19 protein-coding genes are annotated in these 20,020 nt (G+C 42.5%); 3 read left to right on the plus strand and 16 right to left on the minus strand.

The window, feature by feature from the left end; all coding sequences use genetic code 11:
• The first annotated feature begins 369 nt into the window (after nt 1-369).
• Nucleotides 370-588, plus strand: coding sequence for a hypothetical protein (locus MD535_RS08200; RefSeq protein ID WP_265674391.1), 219 nt, complete (start codon nt 370-372; stop codon nt 586-588).
• A gap of 51 nt (nt 589-639) precedes the next feature.
• Here MD535_RS08200 and MD535_RS08205 read toward each other — a convergent pair whose 3' ends face one another.
• The 10 genes from MD535_RS08205 to MD535_RS08250 form a co-directional block, all read right to left on the minus strand.
• A complete protein-coding gene (locus MD535_RS08205) occupies nt 640-1,026 on the minus strand; it encodes a regulator (RefSeq protein ID WP_265674392.1) in 387 nt (128 codons plus the stop codon).
• 1,031 nt (nt 1,027-2,057) lie between these two features.
• A complete protein-coding gene (locus tag MD535_RS08210; RefSeq protein ID WP_265674393.1) occupies nt 2,058-2,657 on the minus strand; it encodes a hypothetical protein in 600 nt (199 codons plus the stop codon).
• Between the two features lie 430 nt (nt 2,658-3,087).
• Nucleotides 3,088-3,240 carry a YoaH family protein gene (locus MD535_RS08215; protein ID WP_265674394.1) on the minus strand — a complete coding sequence of 51 codons (153 nt, stop codon included), beginning with the start codon at nt 3,238-3,240 and terminating at the stop codon, nt 3,088-3,090.
• Nucleotides 3,241-3,305: 65 nt separating this feature from the next.
• A complete protein-coding gene (locus MD535_RS08220) occupies nt 3,306-4,439 on the minus strand; it encodes a conjugal transfer protein TraF (protein WP_390902906.1) in 1,134 nt (377 codons plus the stop codon).
• An 85-nt stretch (nt 4,440-4,524) separates the two neighbouring features.
• Entirely contained in the window at nt 4,525-5,403 is an 879-nt protein-coding gene (locus MD535_RS08225) for a DUF2861 family protein (protein ID WP_265674395.1), read from the minus strand.
• Entirely contained in the window at nt 5,403-6,062 is a 660-nt protein-coding gene (vxrB, locus tag MD535_RS08230) for a response regulator transcription factor VxrB (RefSeq protein WP_250618624.1), read from the minus strand. The genes MD535_RS08225 and vxrB overlap by 1 nt, the downstream gene beginning before the upstream one ends.
• A complete protein-coding gene (gene vxrA, locus MD535_RS08235; RefSeq protein WP_390902907.1) occupies nt 6,037-7,491 on the minus strand; it encodes a sensor histidine kinase VxrA in 1,455 nt (484 codons plus the stop codon). The genes vxrB and vxrA overlap by 26 nt, the downstream gene beginning before the upstream one ends.
• A gap of 165 nt (nt 7,492-7,656) precedes the next feature.
• On the minus strand, nt 7,657-9,051 hold the full coding sequence (gene pntB, locus MD535_RS08240; protein WP_265674396.1) for a Re/Si-specific NAD(P)(+) transhydrogenase subunit beta: 1,395 nt from the start codon (nt 9,049-9,051) through the stop codon (nt 7,657-7,659).
• A gap of 8 nt (nt 9,052-9,059) precedes the next feature.
• Complete coding sequence (gene pntA / locus MD535_RS08245) at nt 9,060-10,598, minus strand: Re/Si-specific NAD(P)(+) transhydrogenase subunit alpha (protein WP_265674397.1); 1,539 nt, start codon at nt 10,596-10,598, stop codon at nt 9,060-9,062.
• A gap of 321 nt (nt 10,599-10,919) precedes the next feature.
• Entirely contained in the window at nt 10,920-11,195 is a 276-nt protein-coding gene (locus tag MD535_RS08250; RefSeq protein ID WP_265674398.1) for an HlyU family transcriptional regulator, read from the minus strand.
• A 420-nt stretch (nt 11,196-11,615) separates the two neighbouring features.
• Between MD535_RS08250 and MD535_RS08255 the strand changes: the two genes are divergently transcribed.
• Nucleotides 11,616-12,854: a GGDEF domain-containing protein gene (locus MD535_RS08255; RefSeq protein ID WP_265674399.1), complete on the plus strand. Its 1,239-nt coding sequence runs from the start codon at nt 11,616-11,618 to the stop codon at nt 12,852-12,854.
• A 62-nt stretch (nt 12,855-12,916) separates the two neighbouring features.
• Here the strand turns inward: MD535_RS08255 and MD535_RS08260 are convergent, their stop codons facing one another.
• Together MD535_RS08260 and MD535_RS08265 are read right to left on the minus strand one after the other, a co-directional pair.
• Entirely contained in the window at nt 12,917-13,891 is a 975-nt protein-coding gene (locus tag MD535_RS08260; protein ID WP_265674400.1) for a Solitary outer membrane autotransporter beta-barrel domain, read from the minus strand.
• A gap of 166 nt (nt 13,892-14,057) precedes the next feature.
• Complete coding sequence (locus tag MD535_RS08265) at nt 14,058-15,020, minus strand: GGDEF domain-containing response regulator (protein ID WP_265674401.1); 963 nt, start codon at nt 15,018-15,020, stop codon at nt 14,058-14,060.
• A gap of 234 nt (nt 15,021-15,254) precedes the next feature.
• Here MD535_RS08265 and MD535_RS08270 point away from each other — a divergent pair, with 234 nt between their 5' ends.
• Nucleotides 15,255-15,659 carry a DUF3069 domain-containing protein gene (locus MD535_RS08270; RefSeq protein ID WP_265674402.1) on the plus strand — a complete coding sequence of 135 codons (405 nt, stop codon included), beginning with the start codon at nt 15,255-15,257 and terminating at the stop codon, nt 15,657-15,659.
• A 34-nt stretch (nt 15,660-15,693) separates the two neighbouring features.
• Here the strand turns inward: MD535_RS08270 and modC are convergent, their stop codons facing one another.
• The 4 genes from modC to MD535_RS08290 all read right to left on the minus strand — a co-directional run bounded on the left by modC (nt 15,694) and on the right by MD535_RS08290 (nt 19,884).
• Complete coding sequence (gene modC / locus MD535_RS08275) at nt 15,694-16,806, minus strand: molybdenum ABC transporter ATP-binding protein ModC (protein ID WP_279348236.1); 1,113 nt, start codon at nt 16,804-16,806, stop codon at nt 15,694-15,696.
• Nucleotides 16,803-17,495 (minus strand): molybdate ABC transporter permease subunit, encoded by a 693-nt coding sequence (gene modB / locus MD535_RS08280; protein ID WP_265674403.1) that lies wholly within the window; start codon nt 17,493-17,495, stop codon nt 16,803-16,805. Before modB ends, modC begins: the two co-directional genes overlap by 4 nt.
• Before the next feature lie 158 nt (nt 17,496-17,653).
• Nucleotides 17,654-18,415 carry a molybdate ABC transporter substrate-binding protein gene (modA, locus tag MD535_RS08285; RefSeq protein WP_265674404.1) on the minus strand — a complete coding sequence of 254 codons (762 nt, stop codon included), beginning with the start codon at nt 18,413-18,415 and terminating at the stop codon, nt 17,654-17,656.
• Nucleotides 18,415-19,884, minus strand: coding sequence for a cobyric acid synthase (locus MD535_RS08290; RefSeq protein ID WP_265674405.1), 1,470 nt, complete (start codon nt 19,882-19,884; stop codon nt 18,415-18,417). Before MD535_RS08290 ends, modA begins: the two co-directional genes overlap by 1 nt.
• Nucleotides 19,885-20,020 lie beyond the last annotated feature (136 nt).

A 20,020-nucleotide genomic window follows, 5' to 3' on the forward strand; every position in this document is an offset into this window, starting at 1 on the left:
CTGGCGAAATTCCACACTTCATTTGCCTAAAAATGTAATTATCCGTAACATTTAAGTATCTCATTTTTATACCTTTCTTGATTGAAAAGCATATTAATACGCGACACTGTCACTTTAGATACCTGTCAAATAATGCAACTATCAATATCAGCAATGATAGTTGCACTCACTATCCACTATTTTGGTTATGTGTTTTGGGGTTAAGTACAGAGTTCGTAGAACTTACGTGCATTTGCTTTTTATCTGTAGGATTTGAAGGAAACAACTGTAGGAGTGTACTTGCATATAATCCTTATGGGATCTAGTTCTCGAACCGTACAACCACCTAGCATTAAAATAGAATTTAACTTACACAGAAAAAGGATAAATATGAGCCGATTTATTATGAATACTAACGCCCAACGTAATGGCGACCATGAAGTGCATGAAGTGGCGTCTAGTTGCTCTCACATGCCACTTGCTTCAAATCAAGAAGATTTAGGCATACATGCGAGTTGCCGAGGTGCTGTCGCGCTTGCTCGGGTAAGACACCCAAACTATCGAATTAATGGCTGTTATTACTGCTGTAATTCATGCCATACAAGCTAAATAAAAGACCGTCATTGCTGACGGTCTTGTTCCCATAACTTTGAAGAGGGCTTACGGCTTTGGGCGAAGTTCGTTTAACGCTCGCGCAATCCTCGCTATCTTGCTGTTAACTTTAACGTCAGGATGTGCTCCTAGCTCAAGTAAAGCCATCGCTAATATGATTTGCTGAGGTTGCACCAACTGGCCTGTAGGTAAGCACAGACGGTCTCCTACCATGTAAAACCCATCCCACTTTTCTTCATCTGAAAGTTCCCTCTTGCGGTACAATCTGACGAGCCTTTTATACTCCGGTGGGATACAACCACTGCTTTTCCATTTCTCGACGGTAGTCACAGATTTAAAACAAATTTTTGCTACACTTTCCACGGTCAAATCTTCAAAAATCCGCAGAGTTTTGTGTTTTTGGTAAGTACTTAACTTATTGTAAGTAAAGCGCATAAAACCACCAAACTTCCTAATTATGCACTTAGTCAGTACTATTTAACTTAAGCTGGCATAATGCGCACTAACGTACCCAAATTTAACATTTAGGCACACACGTTCAAAACTGTCTCATCCATCACAGTAAGTTATTGATATGTATACCGAACTCCCTATAAAAATTTCTTTCCTCAGCGTTAATCCCTCATACAATCCGAATGGCTTGCTGCATACTGTACGTCTAACAACCTAAAATTACACGAAAAAATAGTTTCGCCGCCCTTCAAATTCCTGAGGCACTTCATGTTTTATGAGTCATTCAAAATGTTTTACTGCTGTGAGCTTTCATCTATGCGTTAAGGCGCTGAGTTTTTCACGTTAATGTTGCCATCGTTCGCTGCTGGATTGATGCTGGCATTCATCAATCCACTCACTGTAAAACTGCTGAACGTAATATTGATTGACCATTTGTTTACCCATGAACTTCTGCATCTTCTGTCCATTCGTATCGTGGGCTTTGGTGAATTAACTTGTCTCTCTGGGCACTTAAAATACTACTCAGAAAGTTTCAGGGTTGAAATACTATAGCTTACTCGCTAGTTCCAACTAATGTTCGCTTTGGAAAACCGCCGAGCTACACAATCTATCTCTATCGACCAAAACACTCCGACACCTGAAACAATGCAAGCATAGCTTTTTGATTAAGACGCTTAATGTTAACTGGAATGTATTTTCAGGCGATTTGTATTTTCGTCTACCGCTAAGTCAACGATCACGGCATATGAATCATCTTCTCAAGTGTTATCTATCGCGCGATAAAGTCACCCTGTCACATTGGGTAAAGTTGGTCATACTATAGTCCTGATACACTCTAAGTCCTATACGTACTAAAATCAGCGCTGTGTTACCGCGTCACGAAAGCCGAATTCTACCTGACATCATTCGTAAACATCATCACGAATGCGACACTTATATGCCATAAGATTTATATAGATTATTAGCCATCACCTAATGCTGTATATTTAAACAGTACCTCGCGATGGGTGTCACTACTTTTTAAAGTGACTGTATATGTCATCAATCGACCCAGATACGTCGAGTGGATTTGTGAGCCCTTGCACTAACATCATTGCCGAACTGATTTCGGCTAATGTGCTATTTCGCGAGCAGGCGACTCGCTCTGGAGTTGACATATAAGTATGTGGCCAACCAGCATAGCCACCTTTTCGCCAGTTATCATTCGCACCACCTTCACTATCACTTGGTAATCGAAAGTCATCTTCTTCTGCGCTATCGATGACAACCATAACTAAGTCTTGGTCTCTTGGGTAGTAACCTGGGTTCATGCCCAAAATTCGTTCGATTTTTAGGTGTGTTAGGCTTTTACCAAAGCTATCGAATGTACTACGGTCTGTAACCCAGAATACACCGTCTTTTCTACCTAGTGTCTTGTTGGATTTAACGTGCTCTTCAAAGATTGCCCTTGGAAACACACAAACTGGCATGTCAAGTTTATAGTTCGTCACTGGCACGATAGCCGTAGGGACTTTGTCGATAACGGCCAAAGCGGAGCAAAGCTGAGTTGGAGTGACTAGGTTCTTAGACTGCTGCATTAACCGTCGAGCTAATATGGAAGACGATGGAAACATAATATGACCTCTGTAAATGCCTGGTAGTAAAAACGACAACTCTTGCGTCAATAGGCTGTCTCAATATCATTATGGCACAACGCACATATAACGTAGTACATGATAATAATATGCCTCAATGACTTAGTTATAGTGCGTGACGGATCCTCTTCTAATCTTACTTTAAGTAAACACTTACTTTTGCCGTATACTCCAGCACACGAGCCAGCATAATATGCTAGTGGAAATTAAGCGCAATTCCATTCTGTAATTTAGTTACAAAATGGAAATGTATCTCGACATTGCGGCAGCATAATGTGCTTTGATAAGTTGCTGTTATTTCGTTGTATTTTAATCAGTTATGTATGCTGTCAGCATGAAATGGTATGTATTGAGACACAAAAAAAGGCTCCCTATTGGGAGCCTTTCATGTGATTCTGTTTGATTTTAACTACTTGGGTAATTCTGCTTTTTCTTTACGTATTTGCTCTGCGACCATTTTGATTGCTTGAGCAGTACTAATACCTTGCTGCATAAGTTCTTGAATTTTCTCGACAGCAGCTTGTTGCTCTTGGTGAGATAAGGTTGGTAAATCGTCAAACATAAAGTCCTCCTGACGAAGTGTGTCTTAAAGAAGGACTATAAACGATAATCTCAATCAGGCAAGCGCTAATAAGTGGTCATGAAGTTAATCGTTGCGCCCATGGCTTGTGGAGAGGTGTAACTCGCAGCAATATCGATTTCGAAAATGTTTAACGGGCTTAATCCAATACCAGCGGTGATCGTTCCCTCCGAATCACGCGCCATATTTTTCATGTACCCTCCCCTAAGTTGGATTTGTCGAACTAGATCAACTTCAATACCCGCTCGTAGCATTTGTACGTTATCGTCAAACTGAGTAAATTTCTTTTCTTCATTCAAGTCGTAGTCCACTGAAAACTGAAAATAGTCGGCAATAAAACCTGCACCTACCGTATAGAGTGGCGTCAGCTGATATTCGTATCCATAGTTAATATTCCGACCTCCAATATCAACCACTCCAGTAGCGGTTTTAATGTTTCTCGACAACATATTTTTTGCAGAGAACCCCGCTCGAAACGGGCCATTGAACCAGAGTGCGCCCGCATCTAAGTTAAGCGCTGTTTCACCTTGCGAGTTTTCACGAATATTATTGAGGTTAAAGTCTTTTAGGGAGCTTACTGACGTGTAGGTATAAATACGCTGTAACTTAGGTGTGACACCAAAAGAAAAGTGTTGCCCAAAGAGTGTCTGATATCGGGCTAACGAGATCCCTACTTCGGTGACAGCAACAGATGCGGTTTTGACCGCCGACTGATTCGCGTTCTCTATATCTGTACCACCAGTCGCAATATCTGGTGTGGCTACATTTTCAGCATACGCTTTACCAAATATATTCGCCGCTAGGTAGCGATTTGGTATTCCAAATGCTATAGCCCCACCAAAATCTACTTTCGCCTGAGTACCATGCAAGGCATTGAGCGTAGCGCCTGAAGGCGAATTAATGGCAGTGTCGATCTTATCTAACATTTGGTCTTCGTCGTTATAGCTCACGCCTAAACTCGGAACTAACATGCCGGCGTCGTCATTACGTCTATAAATGGCGACTAACGCCGGGTTGTAGAATGGTGCAGTAAGATAAGATGCAGAGACAACACCGACTCCGCCCATCGCATCGCCTCTTGCATCAATCGCTAATGTTGATGCGTGTGACATTGCGAAAGGCAACATTGAAGCTGTTGAAACTAATGAGAGTGTGGTGAGCGTTTTAATTCTTGAGTTCATTACGAAAATGCCGTTAATCCTTTATCTAGGTATTAACGGCATCAATTGAATTTACTTTAGTGATTAGAGCATTGTTTTACTGATGTTAATCATCAACTGAGACATCAAACGTTTTACTTATAATCTGAGAGCGCTCAAAGAGAATTGGACCTTGCCATCTTGTTTGTTTCATTGAAACGGCTAACACATACCGGTCTGGTGGAATATTCTTTGCCTTCAGTTCTGTTGGGTAATCCGATTCGTACTCCTGACCCCATACTTGCGTATATTTGCCATCCACATAATCATAGAGCCCGACTTCTAGCTTAGGTAAAGGGCAATATGGATTCAGTAATGCGTTTTTCTCAATTTGCCACTTATCTTTAGCGGACCATCGCACCGTTTGCTTTAGCGCTTGGTCTGTAAAAATAAGCCACTGACTCCACGCTTCACCATCAATCCGTTTTACTTCTAATCGATATAGACCAACATCAATTGGTGAGGTCAAATTGTAGCGAATCCCGTAAATCGCCGATTGAGTGACAACGTCACTAGCAGCATTAGTAAAAAACTCACGATCATTCGAAATTTTCCGATTGACCCACTTTTTCAGCGTGATCGACGATATCGCTATCTCCGACTCGAGTTCAATAGTTGCTTGGAAAGTGTCTCGCCCGGGGCTTTGAATCGATTGCTGTTTAACTATGACAGAACTTAACCATTTCGGTAGTGGCTGTGATGAGTAGCCTTTACCACAATCGGCTTCGAGTGACTGAAGAAACAAACGGTTGATATGAGTTTTTATCGTTTTCGATGGTTGTTGTTGCCAAATCTCAACTAAAGACTGAAACATTGATTCTTGATCTTTCGTCAATAGATGTCGATGTGCTTGTGAGATTGGCGTATTGTTCTCAAACCACTCAGCACCAACCTGAGTTGATGCTGTGAGTAGTGAACAAATCAAAAGCAATGAATGTTTTGACATTAGCCTTTCATTTTATAACCAACACCACGCAGAGTTTCAATTTCTAACCCTGGTAATTTTTGGCGTAATTGTAATACGTGAGTATCTACCGTTCTTGTCGTAGGGAAGTGATTATAGCCCCAGACATGGTCGAGTAGTTCATCACGGGTGAACACTCGGCCTAGATTGCTTGCCAAGAACAATAATAGATCAAACTCGGTACGAGTCAGCGTGATCATCTCGCCTTTGTAGTCTACTTCTCGTGTAGATTTATCGATCACCAAACTATCAGTAACCACTTTGTTCGTTTCTTCAATATCTGACTCAGGGGCACGAAGTTGTGCACGTACACGAGCAAACAATTCAGCTTCAGCAAATGGCTTTGTTAGATAGTCATTTGCGCCAGCGTCTAACCCCGTCACTTTGTCTTTTACCGTAACAAGTGCCGTTAGAAGAATAACTGGAACATCTTTTATTTGTTTCCAGCCAGGTAAATGTTGTACTGAATCACCATCGGGTAGCTGACGGTCTAGAATAACGAGATCCGCTTCTTCCCAATACTGTTCAACTTGAGAGATAAGTTCTGCATGTAGGCAGTTATACCCGGCTAACTCTAAGCTTACTAAAAGGCCGTCAGCTAGATTCTTGTCATCTTCAACAAGTAGCAGTGTCTGTTTCACAGGGTATCTCCAAAATAAATGTTGTAGGCGGTCCAGCTAGTGACATTTTGCCACCCATTCGACCCACCATAGATTCTACAATCGTAAGTCCTAACCCAAGGCCAGCCTTACTAACAAATGGTTTTCTCAGTTCGCGCCAATCGCTTGCTGACAATGGACCATTGTCTATCACTTCAATTCTTAGTGAATTTGAAGAAGTGATGACATTTAACGTAACCGGAGCAACACCGTACTTTATCGCATTGCGCAACAGGTTATCGATACATGTACCTAGCCAATATATATTGATTTTAACGGCGATGTCCTGATTAATAGTCAGATTAACGTCAACTTCAAATTCCTCCTCCGCTTTGAAGCTTAACCAATCTTGGACAGATGGAAGCCATTCTGTTGCAAGGGGTTTGTTATCTGACTGCAAATAATCTTTACTCGCTTCCGCTAATTGTCTTAATCGCCGAGTATCTTCACACAACCTTCGGAATTCATCATAAACAGATTCTGGTAATCTCTCAAACTCTCGACGAAACCCTTCTACTGTTAAAGACAAACTCGCAATAGGTGTTCTCAGCTCATGGGTTAAGATCTGTAGTACAAGCATACGACTTCTTAGTTCTTCACGCTTGCTATTCCAGCGATAAATAGCCCATCCAATAACCAATAGTATATTCGCGATGATCAATACGATCATGCTTATTCTTAATACATCAGAATGATCTTCTACTTCCCAGCACAAGTTACCGCGTTGTACAAAACAAGTGGATGTTTGTGATGCCAGTTTGTAGTTGAGACCTGCTTCTTTAATATTATTCTTCCAAACATTCGGTTCAAAGAGATAGTACATATCTCCTCGCCTTAGCCACAACTCTCCATTTTCTACAAACATTGAAGAGCCACGTATAAGCGAAATAACCGTTTGCTCATCCATAACTTGCAATCTGCCAAGCAATGAACCAGGCGGTGAAAGTTCGCGTTCATTAATATGCATGAACTTTTTTAACTCTTCTGCTTTCTCTGGATACTTGGCAATGTATCTCGCAGCGTATGTCCCCCCTCCTGGATGAATCAACCCACTTCGAGCAAACCACTTCGTTGATATTTTTCTTCCACTACACATCGCTCGAGTGAAAACTAATGGTTCAGTAATCAACGGGCTTAGTGGCAATTTACCACTGCACTGCTCTGCCAATCGATACAGTTGCTGAATTGACTTTAGAGGATACTTTGTTGTTTGTGGCAACATAGACACCGGCGTCAACAACTGTGTTGGGAAGTCCGCTTGGATGACACGAATGTCATAGGAAGCCTTTGCTTGCTCATAATCAAAAAAGCTTACAAAGTTATCAATGCGTTCCGGCAAAGATTCAGCGCTCGCAGAACTAGCGAGCGGTAATATAATCGCAAGCAACAATGTTTGAGTTAATTTCTTCAAAGGGCTGGTCTTGTCTCTACGTAGTGAGATTGCAACAGAGTTTTACATATTATCGGCAAGATTCACGCCAAGTGCACGCAAATATTCTGTTAATAATGTGTTTATCGTGTAAAAAGTCGAAAAAAAAGCCAGCTTCCGCTGGCTTTCTCGATTGTCACGCTTTTATCAAAGTGCTTTTGAAATCGCATCAACACTTTCTTTAGCATCACCAAATAACATTGACGTGTTTTCTTTAAAGAAAAGTGGGTTTTGAACACCTGCATAACCGGTGTTCATCGAGCGTTTAAACACGATGACATTCTTCGCGTTCCAAACTTCAAGGACTGGCATTCCCGCAATTGGGCTATTTGGATCTTCTAGCGCCGCTGGGTTTACCGTGTCGTTTGCACCGATAACCAAAACCGTGTCAGTCTCAGGGAAGTCATCGTTTAGCTCGTCCATTTCAAGAACGATGTCATACGGAACTTTCGCTTCAGCAAGTAAAACGTTCATGTGACCAGGAAGACGACCTGCTACCGGATGAATGCCAAAACGGACATCGATCCCTTGAGCACGAAGCTTTTCGGTAATTTCATGAACGGGATACTGAGCTTGAGCCACTGCCATACCATACCCAGGAGTTATGATGACTGATTTGCTATCTTTGAGCATTTCAGCCACGTCTTCTGCTGTTGTTTCACGGTGTTCACCTTGCTCTTGATCTTCAGAAATTACAACTGTTTGACCAAAACCGCCAGCAATAACACTGATAAATGAACGGTTCATCGCCTTACACATAATGTAAGACAGAATCGCACCAGAAGAGCCCACTAACGCACCTGTAACAATCAGCAGATCATTTGCAAGCATGAAGCCTGCTGCAGCGGCAGCCCAACCTGAGTATGAGTTCAGCATTGAAACGACAACTGGCATATCAGCGCCACCGATAGAAGCGACTAAATGGTAACCAAATGCGAACGCGATCAAAGTCATGACAAGAAGCGCAAACATGCTGCCATCTGCTTTCACGAAGTAGATCATAAGAAGCGTTGAAACGACAATCGCCGCTAAATTCCATTTATGCTTGTGAGGAATATTCAGTGGTGAAGAAGAAATGACACCACGTAACTTACAAAAAGCAACAATGGATCCTGTAAATGTCACCGCACCAATGAACACGCCTAAAAAGACTTCAACTAAATGAATAACATGTTCAGCGTGCATTTCAGCGAGATCGGTTGAAATAGCAACAGGTGGCTCCAAGTAGCTGTTATAGCCTACTAAAACCGCTGCAAGGCCAACAAAACTATGAAGAATCGCGACTAATTCTGGCATCTCAGTCATTTCTACTTTTTTTGCGTAGAAAATACCGATCGCACCACCGATTGCCATTGCGATAATAACCCAAGCAAACCCTTGGGCATCTGGGCTAAAGATCGTCGCAATCAATGCGATAGTCATACCCGTTATGCCATAGTAATTGCCTGAACGAGCAGATTCTTGCTTAGAAAGACCTGCTAAACTCATGATAAAGAATAACGCCGCGACAATATAAGCGGCTTGTACTAATCCTGCAGACATGTCGCCTCCTATTTGTCTTTACGGAACATTTCAAGCATACGCTTGGTAACAGTAAAGCCACCAAATATGTTGATACTTGCGATAAGAACAGCAATAAACGCAAGCACTGTGACCGCTCCGTTACCTTGTCCTATTTGTAATAACGCACCAACAACAATGATGCCGGAAATAGCATTAGTTACAGACATTAACGGTGTATGTAATGCATGAGATACATTCCAAACTACGTAATAGCCAACGACACATGCAAGAATAAATACTGTAAAGTGAGATAAGAAGGCAGCAGGAGCAACGGACGCCACCCAAGCGAATGCACCAAGCCCAACAGCCAACCCAGCGAACTTTTTAACTGGAGATGTTGGTTCTTCGACTTTTTCTGCCGGCTTAACCGGAGCCGCTTTCGGAGCAGTTGGCTGAGCAGAAACCTGAATGGGTGGCGCAGGCCAGGTCACTTCACCTTCTTTAACGACGGTGACACCACGCAACACCACATCGTCAAAATCAATATTGATGTTGCCATCTTTTTCTTTGCTTAATAACTTGATTAAGTTAACGATATTTGTCGCATAAAGTTGGGAAGACTGTGTAGGAAGGCGACCAACCATGTCAGTGTAACCAATGACTTTAACGCCATTTGGTGTTGTCACTACTTGATCCGCTACGCTGTATTCACAGTTACCACCATTGGCAGCGGCTAAGTCAACAATGACGCTACCCGCTTTCATTGAATCTACCATTTCTTTGGTTATCAGCGTCGGAGCAGGACGACCAGGAATAAGCGCGGTGGTAATGATAATATCAACATCTTTGGCTTGCTCAGCATAAAGCTCAGCCGCTTTCTTGTTGAACTCATCAGACATTTCTTTGGCATAGCCATCACCAGAACCCGAGTTTTCCTTGAAGTCGACTTCTAGGAACTCAGCCCCCATCGATTCAACTTGCTCTTTTACTTCAGGTCGAACATCGAATGAACGAACAATCGCACCCAAACTGCCAGCAGCACCAATCGCAGCGAGTCCTGCAACACCCGCACCCGCGACAAGAACTTTTGCCGGTGGAACTTTACCCGCAGCAGTAATTTGTCCCGTAAAGAATCGTCCAAACTCATGAGCCGCCTCAACAACGGCACGGTAACCAGCAATATTCGCCATTGAGCTTAACGCATCAAGAGCTTGTGCACGGGAAATTCGAGGAACCGCGTCCATTGCCATCACATTAATGTTTTTGCTCGATAGCTTGTCCATCAATTCAGGATTTTGCGCAGGCCATACAAAGCTGACTAGGCTAGCTCCTTCGTTGAGTAGGGCAATTTCTTCATCCGTTGGCGCATTTACTTTAAAGATAAGCTCTGAGTTCCAAACCTCTTCGGTTGTCACTATTTTCGCGCCAGCGGCGACATAAGCGTTATCGTCAAAGCTCGCGAGCGAACCGGCTTGTGATTCTATTGAGACATCAAATCCCAATTTTAACAGCTGCTCGACCGATTTCGGTGTTGCAGCGACTCGCGTTTCACCTGCGAGGATTTCTTTTGGCACACCAATTTGCATAGCTGTTCCTTAACTATTGGCACAATGATTATTCTTTTTTAACCAACCAACTTCATAACATCAAGTCTTTTGTAAGAAAAAGACTATATTTCATTACATATAACTGAATGTAAGGAAGATTAAACAATCTTTTTCAGTAAAAAAACTACATTTATTACGCTATTTAGAGGTCATACCTGTATAATTTTAAGGTTTTACAGGAAGAATTCAGGTAGACGCGTCATGTTATGACAATTTTACCTGTAAGCGGATGACCAACATCAATTAATACCAAAAACTCAAACTGGTCTTTCCAGAAGTAACAACCATGGCAAAATGGCGTTAAAACATGTTGTCGCCCATCTGATCAATAAACATCTGTGCCTTTTTTAGCATTAACTCGTTAGCATCAGCTTCATTGCCCAACACATCTGAACGGATAAAACGGTGTGTTTTTAGTTCGTCCGCGATTTGCTTAGTGATCTTACCGGCTACTCTATACTGGCCACCTTCTGAAAGCGCCTCTTGATAAACTAAAAAGCCTTTGTATTCTACAGGCTCTACTTCTTTTGCTTCTTCTTGGCGTTTTCCACCAAATAATTTTGAGAAAAATCCCATCTTAGATCCTTTTTATTTAAGAGGTTGTCATCGAAGATCGACTCTATGTCCTAGCTAGCTACGTCATACCTATAGGCAGTCACTGAACCGTTACTATTGATGAGTAAACTACAGTTAAAAGCCAACCGATATTTGTTTCCCTTTACTTGTTTGCCTTATGGTGTCGACTCTTTGCGGTTTGGTCAACCACACTGCAACAGAAACGCGTTGCCATTAGTGCGGTTGGACTAATGTCAGTAGAAACCTGAATCAGTAGAAACCTGAATCAGTAGAAACCTGAATATGCATGTATTATCAGGTATGCGAGCTGAACACCATACTTTTCAAACTTTCATTAACAAAAGACTTGGCAAAACATCAAATTACCGTATGCTAACTATCATATACATGTAAATTATTAAGCCCTGAGCCGTACCATAAATGTCACCATCTTTTGCTAGCTCAAACTTGTTCCGACTGTTTATTCCTGTCGTATTGATTAGTTGCGTACTTATCGGAATGAACCACATTATTGAAGCAACGCAAGCCAATTCAGGATTTACAACTAACCTCCCCTACATTCTTTTTGGCACCGCACTTGCGCTCAGCCACAGCTTTAAACAGTCGCGCATCGCCATGGTGTCGATGGCGATGCTTCTTGCTTATGCGGTTATTCAAACCCGTTTGCAAACACCAATCTCCACTGGTACGACGCTGCTTGAATTATCCCTTGTCAGCTTGTTACTTCCAGTATCATGTTGCCTAGCTTTCTTATTTCCCGATACCGGTATTTTCAACCGGGGTATGTATATCTTTAGCGCCATTATCTTGAGCTTTTTGCTCTGGACCTACCTCATTTTGACGCATTTTTATACTGGCGGCTTTAGCGGGTTTGAAGAAGATCTTCTCTTCTCATTTCCAGCCATATCGAGACTGCCTATCGTATTGATTCTGTATTGCATCGCGATGACGGGGGCTACAGGTATTTTTGTCCTTAATTACAATCGTCCTATCGATGCTGTCGTTTATACTTGTATTTTGCTAACCAGCACAACATTCATTTTTTTCCACCTTCCTTATGTCTCCAGTACGCTTTTCTCTCTTGCTGGAGTATTAGTGATTATTTACGTAATTTCGGCAAGCCACCAAATGGCGTTTAACGACCGATTGACGAATATTCCAGGTCGACGAGCACTCGAGATGGATATGAAGCACTTGGGGCGAAAGTTCACGATAGCGATGCTTGATGTCGACCATTTTAAAAAATTTAACGATACCTATGGGCACGAAACAGGTGATGACGTACTGAAACTCGTTGCCTCTCGAATGGCAAGCACGGGTGGCAATGCGAAAGTCTACCGCTACGGGGGTGAAGAGTTCACTATTCTTTTCAAAGGAAAGACGGTCAAAGAAAGTAAGTCTTTCTTAGAAGATCTTAGAGGCGAAATTGAGCACTATAAAATGGTCATTAGAGACAATGAGCAGCGCCCTAAAAACAATAAAGCGGGGGCTCAACGTCGTGGTAAAGAAAATGACAGTTCCACAGTGAGTATTACCGTCAGTATTGGTGTATCAGACAGCAAAAATACTAATAAACCAGAACAAGTGCTCAAAAAAGCAGATAAAGCGCTATACAAAGCAAAAGAGCTAGGAAGAAACCGTGTTCATTCAATGACATAAGCACGCAAGCTACCTTCTAATGCCAGCCGTCGATCTCTTACTACACAATGTCAACAAGGTATCTAGTCTTGATTAAAGAACAATACCAAGCTCCCCCCCTTTAGAGCACTACCATAGTTAATGCTAAACCCCACGCCGATATTATCGACAAACTGAATCTTAAAGGGTGGTGTCATCAACCAACCCACGGTACCTTCATAGTAATACTGCGCGCCAATCGTACCAACGGTATCACCGCCAACATCAACACGTCGAATACTTGAATATAGCGTTTGGACAGAACGTCCCCAATCAGTAACGTCATAGAAGAATTTAGCTTCGTTGGACCAATACCAACCTTCTGGAGTACCCACATCACCATTATTCGCCTTCCCCCAACCCACACCAGAAAAATAGTTAAAGGTTGAGTTATACTTAACATGCCCCCAATTTCTTAGTGCTGAATACACAAATCCTACTTTAGGTTGCACTGTCGCCGCCCACGCATCTGTGTTGACTAATTGACCATCAATGACTGGTTTAAGATACTCTTGAGATACATTGGAGTTAAAGTCGTAGTCGCTGACATAGTATTGCAAATGTACACCTACGCCCGTTTCAAAACTCCAATGTTGAGAAAATTCAATATTTTGTTCATAGCCGGTGAATACACCAAGTATGGTTTCTTTATGTAAGTCCGTCGGTTGATTAGGGATATCAACAACATCTCCTTCTGCACGAAGGGCTGAAAACCTTAAAATCGCCCGCTGTTTCATTATATCGTTACCCTCGAGTTCGAAGGTAAAAGGTAAGGTAGAGACACCAATGCTCTTCCTTAAATCAAGTGCGTCCTGAGAACCGATATTATCGTTATCAATATTAAGCCAGTCGTTAGGATCAAAATCTTTAATGCCGAGCGTTAAGGCATCGCTATCGGTAAGAATAATCGCGGCAGCGAAGCTATCTTCAAATATGCTCGCGTAACGTGGATCAGCATGAGCCTGAGTACAGACAAAAAATAAAGCCGCCAGCGGAGAAAAGGAAGGGAAATTGCGCACTCAAACCTCTTAGAGTGTAAACATGTCACTAAATATCAAGTTCAGCGATGAAAAAGACGGTTAATGAAATCCGTATCTAGCTAAATATGTGGCCTTCGTATCTTAAACGGCGAAGTGCCCTGTACAAAACGTACCAAACATCACTCTTTGTTTTAACACAAAAATTCTATGTGATTGAAGGAGCTAAGTCTCCATTAATAGGCAAAACATATCTATTTCTACCACTACGTTTTGCTTCATACAACAATTTGTCGGCGCATTCATACAAATTAGTGATGGGTTCTGTGCCCTGCGGAATAAAACTGATGACACCGAGTGACAGCGTCACAAACTCTGCAGTAGAAGAATAAGCATGGCGAATATTCAAGCCACTTACACCGTCTATAACGCGCAACGCATGGTCTTCAGCCCCTGCAATATCACAGTTACTAATGAATATAACAAATTCTTCTCCGCCATAACGTCCAACATATTCCCCACTTCGAATAAACATAACGTCAAGAAATTGAGCAAGATCTATCAGGCACTGATCGCCTTGCGTGTGTCCATAATTATCGTTGTAGGCTTTAAAGTGATCGACATCCATTAAAATGACGGATAGTGGGGCTTGGTGGCGACCATGCCACTGGACTAACTCAAGTAATTTTTGGTCCATAAAACGGCGGTTAAATAGCTTAGTCAAACCATCTTCATTGGCTTGGTGCTGAAGCGCCTTATTAGCTTCTTCAAGTTGGGCGCTGGCCTGTTTAAGCTCTCTACGCATATGGGCAATTCTTTGCATTGCAATAAGCTTAGATTGCAACACTATTTTATCTACAGGTTTCACTAAATAGTCATCACCGCCCGCCTGAATAGCTTTAGCAATCATTTCAGGCTCTTCATGACTACTTAAAAAAATGATAGGAATCCAATCCTCTAGATACCGTTCCCGTATCTTAGCTGCGACTTCAAACCCGTCCATTTCTGGCATAGAGATATCCAGTAACACGAGTTCAGGATCAAAATTAGGATAAAGGGCGAGTGCCTCTTTGCCACTTGCTGCTGTCGCGACCTCATGCCCCAATTGTTTTAACCTGATCTGCAGTTGCATTCGCTCTAGTTGAGCATCGTCAACCAACAGTATTCTCATTGAAGAATCCATCGAAATCATAGCTTTCCCTGTAAAAACTAAACTTTCTAACTATTACTAAGATATAACACATAATAGAACAATATTCATTTAAGCCCATATTTTCCATATGATTTGACTCGTGAGTCGGGAAAATCGCATTTAAACGAGGATTTTTTTTGCGACACAGTTTATTATTGACTTTTATCCTGCCTTTTTTAGGATAGGCGAACATTTTTCAGAAGAGATAGCCGTATGTCTGATACTCAAAACACCGAAACAACAACTGTAGATCTAACCACCATCTCACCTGAATTGCGCAAAGTCATCGAATTTGATGAAGTACCGGAAGCTCTACACAACATGATTGTATCAATCCATGAAGTGACAGAAGAAGCGGTACGTGAAGCATGGGACTCGCTACCAGGAAGTGCTCAAAACATTCTTGATAACTTCGAACAATTCCATGGTCTTATCTCTGTGAGCCAAGGTTTTGCAGGGGTAAACACAATGGAAGAGTTCGCATCAATGGATCTTCCAAAAGACATGAGCGACGAAGAAAAAGAAGATTACCGTGCGAATCTAATTGATAAAGTACTACATAACTGTATTAAAGACATGGTTAAACAAATCAAAAAAGCCCGCCGTGACCCACTCTAGATCTGGGACTAACGCTAGTTCTGGGGCTATAACGCTAGATATGAGGATCTAACGCAATATCCCGTTGTGCCACACTCACCCCTTTAATTTGAGCATATACGCGTTGCCCAATGGCTAACTCTAATTCTTCGACAGCCCACTGAGTAACCACAGCGACAAGCTCTGAATCTTCACCTAAGCTCAGCAGTACTTCAACGCTTTGGGTTGAACTCCCATGCGCGCCCATGCTAATAGACTTAATCTCGCACGCGAGAATATTCCGTATCGAGGTTTTCGAAGGCCGCTCTAAAGCAATAGAGACATCACTCGCTCTTACTCGTAATCGAACCAGTTCACCTGGCTCTCCTTGTGTATGCTGCACCCAAAGATAGCTCTGTGAGTTGAGCGCTACCTTTGTTAATGCGTAACGTTGGCTCTGCTCAACAATCCTACCTTTGAACAAAGCACTTTTATCAGAAAAAGATTGCCATGCTTGCATTGAAGGTGAGCGCCACACTTTTTCAATTGATCCCGATTCAACAACTTCCCCATGGTCAATCACGATGAGGTGCTGAGCAAGCCGAAGTATTTCATTCAAACTATGCGTCACATAAATAATGGGAATGTCGATACAGCTCGAAAGGCGCTCCAAATAAGGCATTACCTCACGCTTTCTTGGTAGATCCAGAGATGCGAGTGGTTCATCCATTAGTAATAGATCCGGTTTGCTCAACAATGCCCTACCAATCGCGACACGCTGTTTTTCCCCCCCTGATAGTTGTGAAGGATATCGTTCTAGCAAATCGTGAATAGACAATAGAGCAAGTATTTCATCAAAATGCGTTTGATCGAAACTTGTGACGCCGTAACATAGGTTTAGACGAACTTTCATGTGCGGAAATAAGCGTGCATCTTGAAACACATAGCCAATATTTCGTTTTTCTATCGGAATATTAACGCCCTGATCAGAACAGAACAGAACAGTGTCTTGAACCTTAATGTTTCCACTGTCAGGTTCCGTTAAGCCACTAAGCAAATTAATAAATGTTGTCTTGCCTGCACCAGAGCGACCAAAAATAGCCGAAATACCTTTAGGAGGAAGTTCAGCGCTAAAATGGAAGTCCTGCTGTGACAACCGCTTTCGAACATTAATATCAATCACTTTCAACGCTGAACTCCTAGCCGCTTTTGGGTCCAACGGTTCAATCCTTCTGCAAACCATAACGATGCCAGTGAGACCACTATAGAAATAATACACAACCTCATTGCTGCCGCTTCAGCGCCTGGAGTTTCCAAGAAATTATACATCGCCAATGGAATGGTTTGCGTTTCTCCTGGAATGTTAGACACGAAACTGATCGTCGCTCCAAACTCACCTAGACTACGTGCAAAAGCCAACATTGTCCCACTGATTACACCAGGAATGATCAGTGGCAAGGTGATCGTACAAAATACCCTTAATGGAGAGGCACCAAGTGTACGCGCTGCCTGCTCTAACTTATGATCGACACTATCCATCGATAAACGAATAGAGCGTACCATTAATGGTAATGCAACAACGATGCAAGCTAACACGGCCCCTTTCCAGCTAAAGCTAAAACTAATACCAAACCATTGGTACAGGTGCTGTCCTATAAACCCTTGACGCCCCATAGAGATTAGCAAGAGATATCCAACGACAACGGGCGGAAGAACAAGCGGTAAATGAATCAAGCTATCGAGCAAACTTTTACCAACAAATGTTTTCTTGCTCAATATCCACGCAAAGAAAATACCAATAGGGATCAACCAGATGATTGCAACACTGGCAACTTTGAGGCTCAGCCATAGTGCTTGAAGTTCATATTCACTCAACATCGTCTATTCACTATTACCATCAATAAGTTCACCCATTTAAATCGCCGTCATTATTTTAATTATTTGTGTCAACTTGATGAAATAAGGTCGTCTAATCGCGGTAGAATGCTCATAAACTCGAACGCCTTTAGATATTGTCAGCACTGTTAGTCTCCTCCTTACTGCCCTTCAGAATCACCGGTATCAAAACCATACGCCTTCAGTAGCTGTTGTCCTTCGTTAGACAAAACAAACTCACGAAATTGTTCTGAAGGCTTAGATTGGCTCAGTTTTACCAAAGGATAAATAATGGCATCGTGAGTATTGCTATCAAATGTCGCGAGTACCTCCACCTCATGGCTAAGCAAAGCATCCGTTTTATATACAATCCCAAGTGGCGTTTCACCGCGCTCTACCATTGCCAACACTTGTCTAACATTACTCAACGGCGCCAGTTGATTTTTCACTTGTTTCCATACACCCACTGACTCTAAAGACTGCTTAGCATAAATCCCAGCAGGCACCGACGTCGGAATACCAATGGCTAAACGACCAACACCCAAAGCTTGTTTCCAAGATTGTGCCTCGAGCACGACCAAGGTTTGATCTGGCAGTAATCGAGTATTTGATACCACGACCAGTTGGTTTCTCGCGATGACAGATATTGCCTCACCCGAGGTAATACGTTGCTCGACAAGATAATCAACCCAACGTTCATTGGCTGAAATAAACACATCGGCAGGTGCTCCCTGATACACTTGCCTAGCTAAAGACGCCGACCCACCAAACACGGTTGTAACGTCTACACCGCTTTGCTCTGCATAGCTCTGAGCTAAGGCGGTAACGGCATTTGTCATTGATGACGCTGCATAAACGGTAAGTTTTTCAGCTAACACAAAAGGTGACATTGTCACCATCATTAATGCGATAACTCGTTTCATTATGAGTCCAACTGGATATCTGGCCATAGCACGTCAAGATTCATGTGTGCTTCTATCGCGTCTGCAATTAAATCAATCGCTTTTTCCTTTTCGTCGGCTATTGAAAATGATGGTATCTGAGAACCATTAACCCATTCAGCGACCAGCTCTACCATATCAGCAGAATCAAAGAGACCATGCCAATAGGTCCCAAGTACTGTTGAGTCCTCGTTTATCGCCCCATCAGTGACATTGTCACTACTGATAATAGGTTGTTTCTCATCAACTTGTGAGACACCTGCATGAATTTCATAACCTTGGATTGGTAAACATTTATCTAACAGCTGAATCTCACCAGTAACGTTTTTCAACTGCTTGTGTTCCGCTAATACCGTGTCTAACTGCAGTAGTCCTAACCCTTGTGTTGTACCAGCAACGCCTTCAATGCCCAGTGGATCTGAAATTGTGCTGCCGAGCATTTGATAACCGCCACAAATTCCCATCACTTTTCCACCATAGCGCAAATGACGGAAAATTTCTTTATCCCAACCCTGCTCTCGTAGATACGCGAGGTCATCTCTTACAGATTTAGAACCAGGTAGAATAATTAGATCAGCACTGCCTAACGGCTCGCCTTTACCGACGTACCTGAAATCAATATCAGGATGCAGCCGTAATGCATCAAAATCGGTATGATTACTTATGCGTGTGAGCACTGGAACCACGACACTTAGCTTAGTCTTATCGTTTTTAATTTGCTCGCCCACAATGGCATCTTCAGCTTCAATATTCAGCCCATGCAAATAGGGAATGACACCCAAAACAGGTTTACCCGTTTTCTTTTCTAACCAGTCCAATCCAGGCTCTAAAAGAGAGATATCACCTCTAAACCGGTTGATCACAAAACCAATGACCCGGCGCTGCTCAGATTCAGACAACAGTGCTAATGTGCCGTATAAATGGGCAAATACACCACCCCTATCTATATCGGCCACGATAATGACGGGAACGTCTGCTTTTTCCGCAAACCCCATATTAGCAATATCATTTTCTCTTAAGTTAATCTCTGCAGGACTGCCCGCCCCCTCAATAATAATGGTATCAAACTGATGAGATAGTTTGTTAAACGAGTCCATAACATAGGGCATTGCAATTTTTTTATAGCCGTGAAAATCAACCGCATCCATATTGGTAAAAGCTTTACCTTGTATGATGATCTGCGCACCCGTATCAGAGTTGGGTTTAATCAATACAGGATTCATATCTACCGTTGGTAACACCTTCGCCGCTTGGGCTTGCACCACTTGTGCACGGCCAATTTCTCCCCCATCTTGAGTGACGCCACTGTTCAGTGCCATATTCTGCGACTTAAAGGGGGCAACGTTCACCGCTCTCCTAGCCAACACCCGGCACAAACCTGCCACCAATACACTTTTCCCGGCATCTGATGTGGTGCCTTGCACCATCAGAGCTTGTGAAGTCCGACGCATACGTTCCTAATTATCCTTTCAAAGCCTTTGGTTAGTTTACCTTTTTTACTTAGATATCCCAAATACTGTCATAGTCAAAATGACAGTATTACTCAACAAAACGACAAGGCATAAATAAAAGCCAGCGTGAATTGAA

It is taken from the genome of Vibrio qingdaonensis (assembly GCF_026191675.1).
GTDB classification, from domain to species: domain Bacteria; phylum Pseudomonadota; class Gammaproteobacteria; order Enterobacterales; family Vibrionaceae; genus Vibrio; species Vibrio qingdaonensis.

Bases quoted from the DNA above. Each gene is read 5' to 3' on its own strand.
- MD535_RS08205 (WP_265674392.1), bottom strand. From the start codon at position 1,026: ATGCGCTTTACTTACAATAAGTTAAGTACTTACCAAAAACACAAAACT.
- modB (WP_265674403.1), bottom strand. From the start codon at position 17,495: ATGTTGAGTGAATATGAACTTCAAGCACTATGGCTGAGCCTCAAAGTT.
- pntA (WP_265674397.1), bottom strand. From the start codon at position 10,598: ATGCAAATTGGTGTGCCAAAAGAAATCCTCGCAGGTGAAACGCGAGTC.
- MD535_RS08255 (WP_265674399.1), top strand. From the start codon at position 11,616: ATGTCACCATCTTTTGCTAGCTCAAACTTGTTCCGACTGTTTATTCCT.
- MD535_RS08270 (WP_265674402.1), top strand. From the start codon at position 15,255: ATGTCTGATACTCAAAACACCGAAACAACAACTGTAGATCTAACCACC.
- MD535_RS08290 (WP_265674405.1), bottom strand. From the start codon at position 19,884: ATGCGTCGGACTTCACAAGCTCTGATGGTGCAAGGCACCACATCAGAT.
- MD535_RS08215 (WP_265674394.1), bottom strand. From the start codon at position 3,240: ATGTTTGACGATTTACCAACCTTATCTCACCAAGAGCAACAAGCTGCT.
- MD535_RS08265 (WP_265674401.1), bottom strand. From the start codon at position 15,020: ATGAGAATACTGTTGGTTGACGATGCTCAACTAGAGCGAATGCAACTG.
- pntB (WP_265674396.1), bottom strand. From the start codon at position 9,051: ATGTCTGCAGGATTAGTACAAGCCGCTTATATTGTCGCGGCGTTATTC.
- MD535_RS08225 (WP_265674395.1), bottom strand. From the start codon at position 5,403: ATGTCAAAACATTCATTGCTTTTGATTTGTTCACTACTCACAGCATCA.
- MD535_RS08220 (WP_390902906.1), bottom strand. From the start codon at position 4,439: ATGAACTCAAGAATTAAAACGCTCACCACACTCTCATTAGTTTCAACA.
- MD535_RS08250 (WP_265674398.1), bottom strand. From the start codon at position 11,195: ATGGGATTTTTCTCAAAATTATTTGGTGGAAAACGCCAAGAAGAAGCA.
- modA (WP_265674404.1), bottom strand. From the start codon at position 18,415: ATGAAACGAGTTATCGCATTAATGATGGTGACAATGTCACCTTTTGTG.
- MD535_RS08210 (WP_265674393.1), bottom strand. From the start codon at position 2,657: ATGTTTCCATCGTCTTCCATATTAGCTCGACGGTTAATGCAGCAGTCT.
- MD535_RS08200 (WP_265674391.1), top strand. From the start codon at position 370: ATGAGCCGATTTATTATGAATACTAACGCCCAACGTAATGGCGACCAT.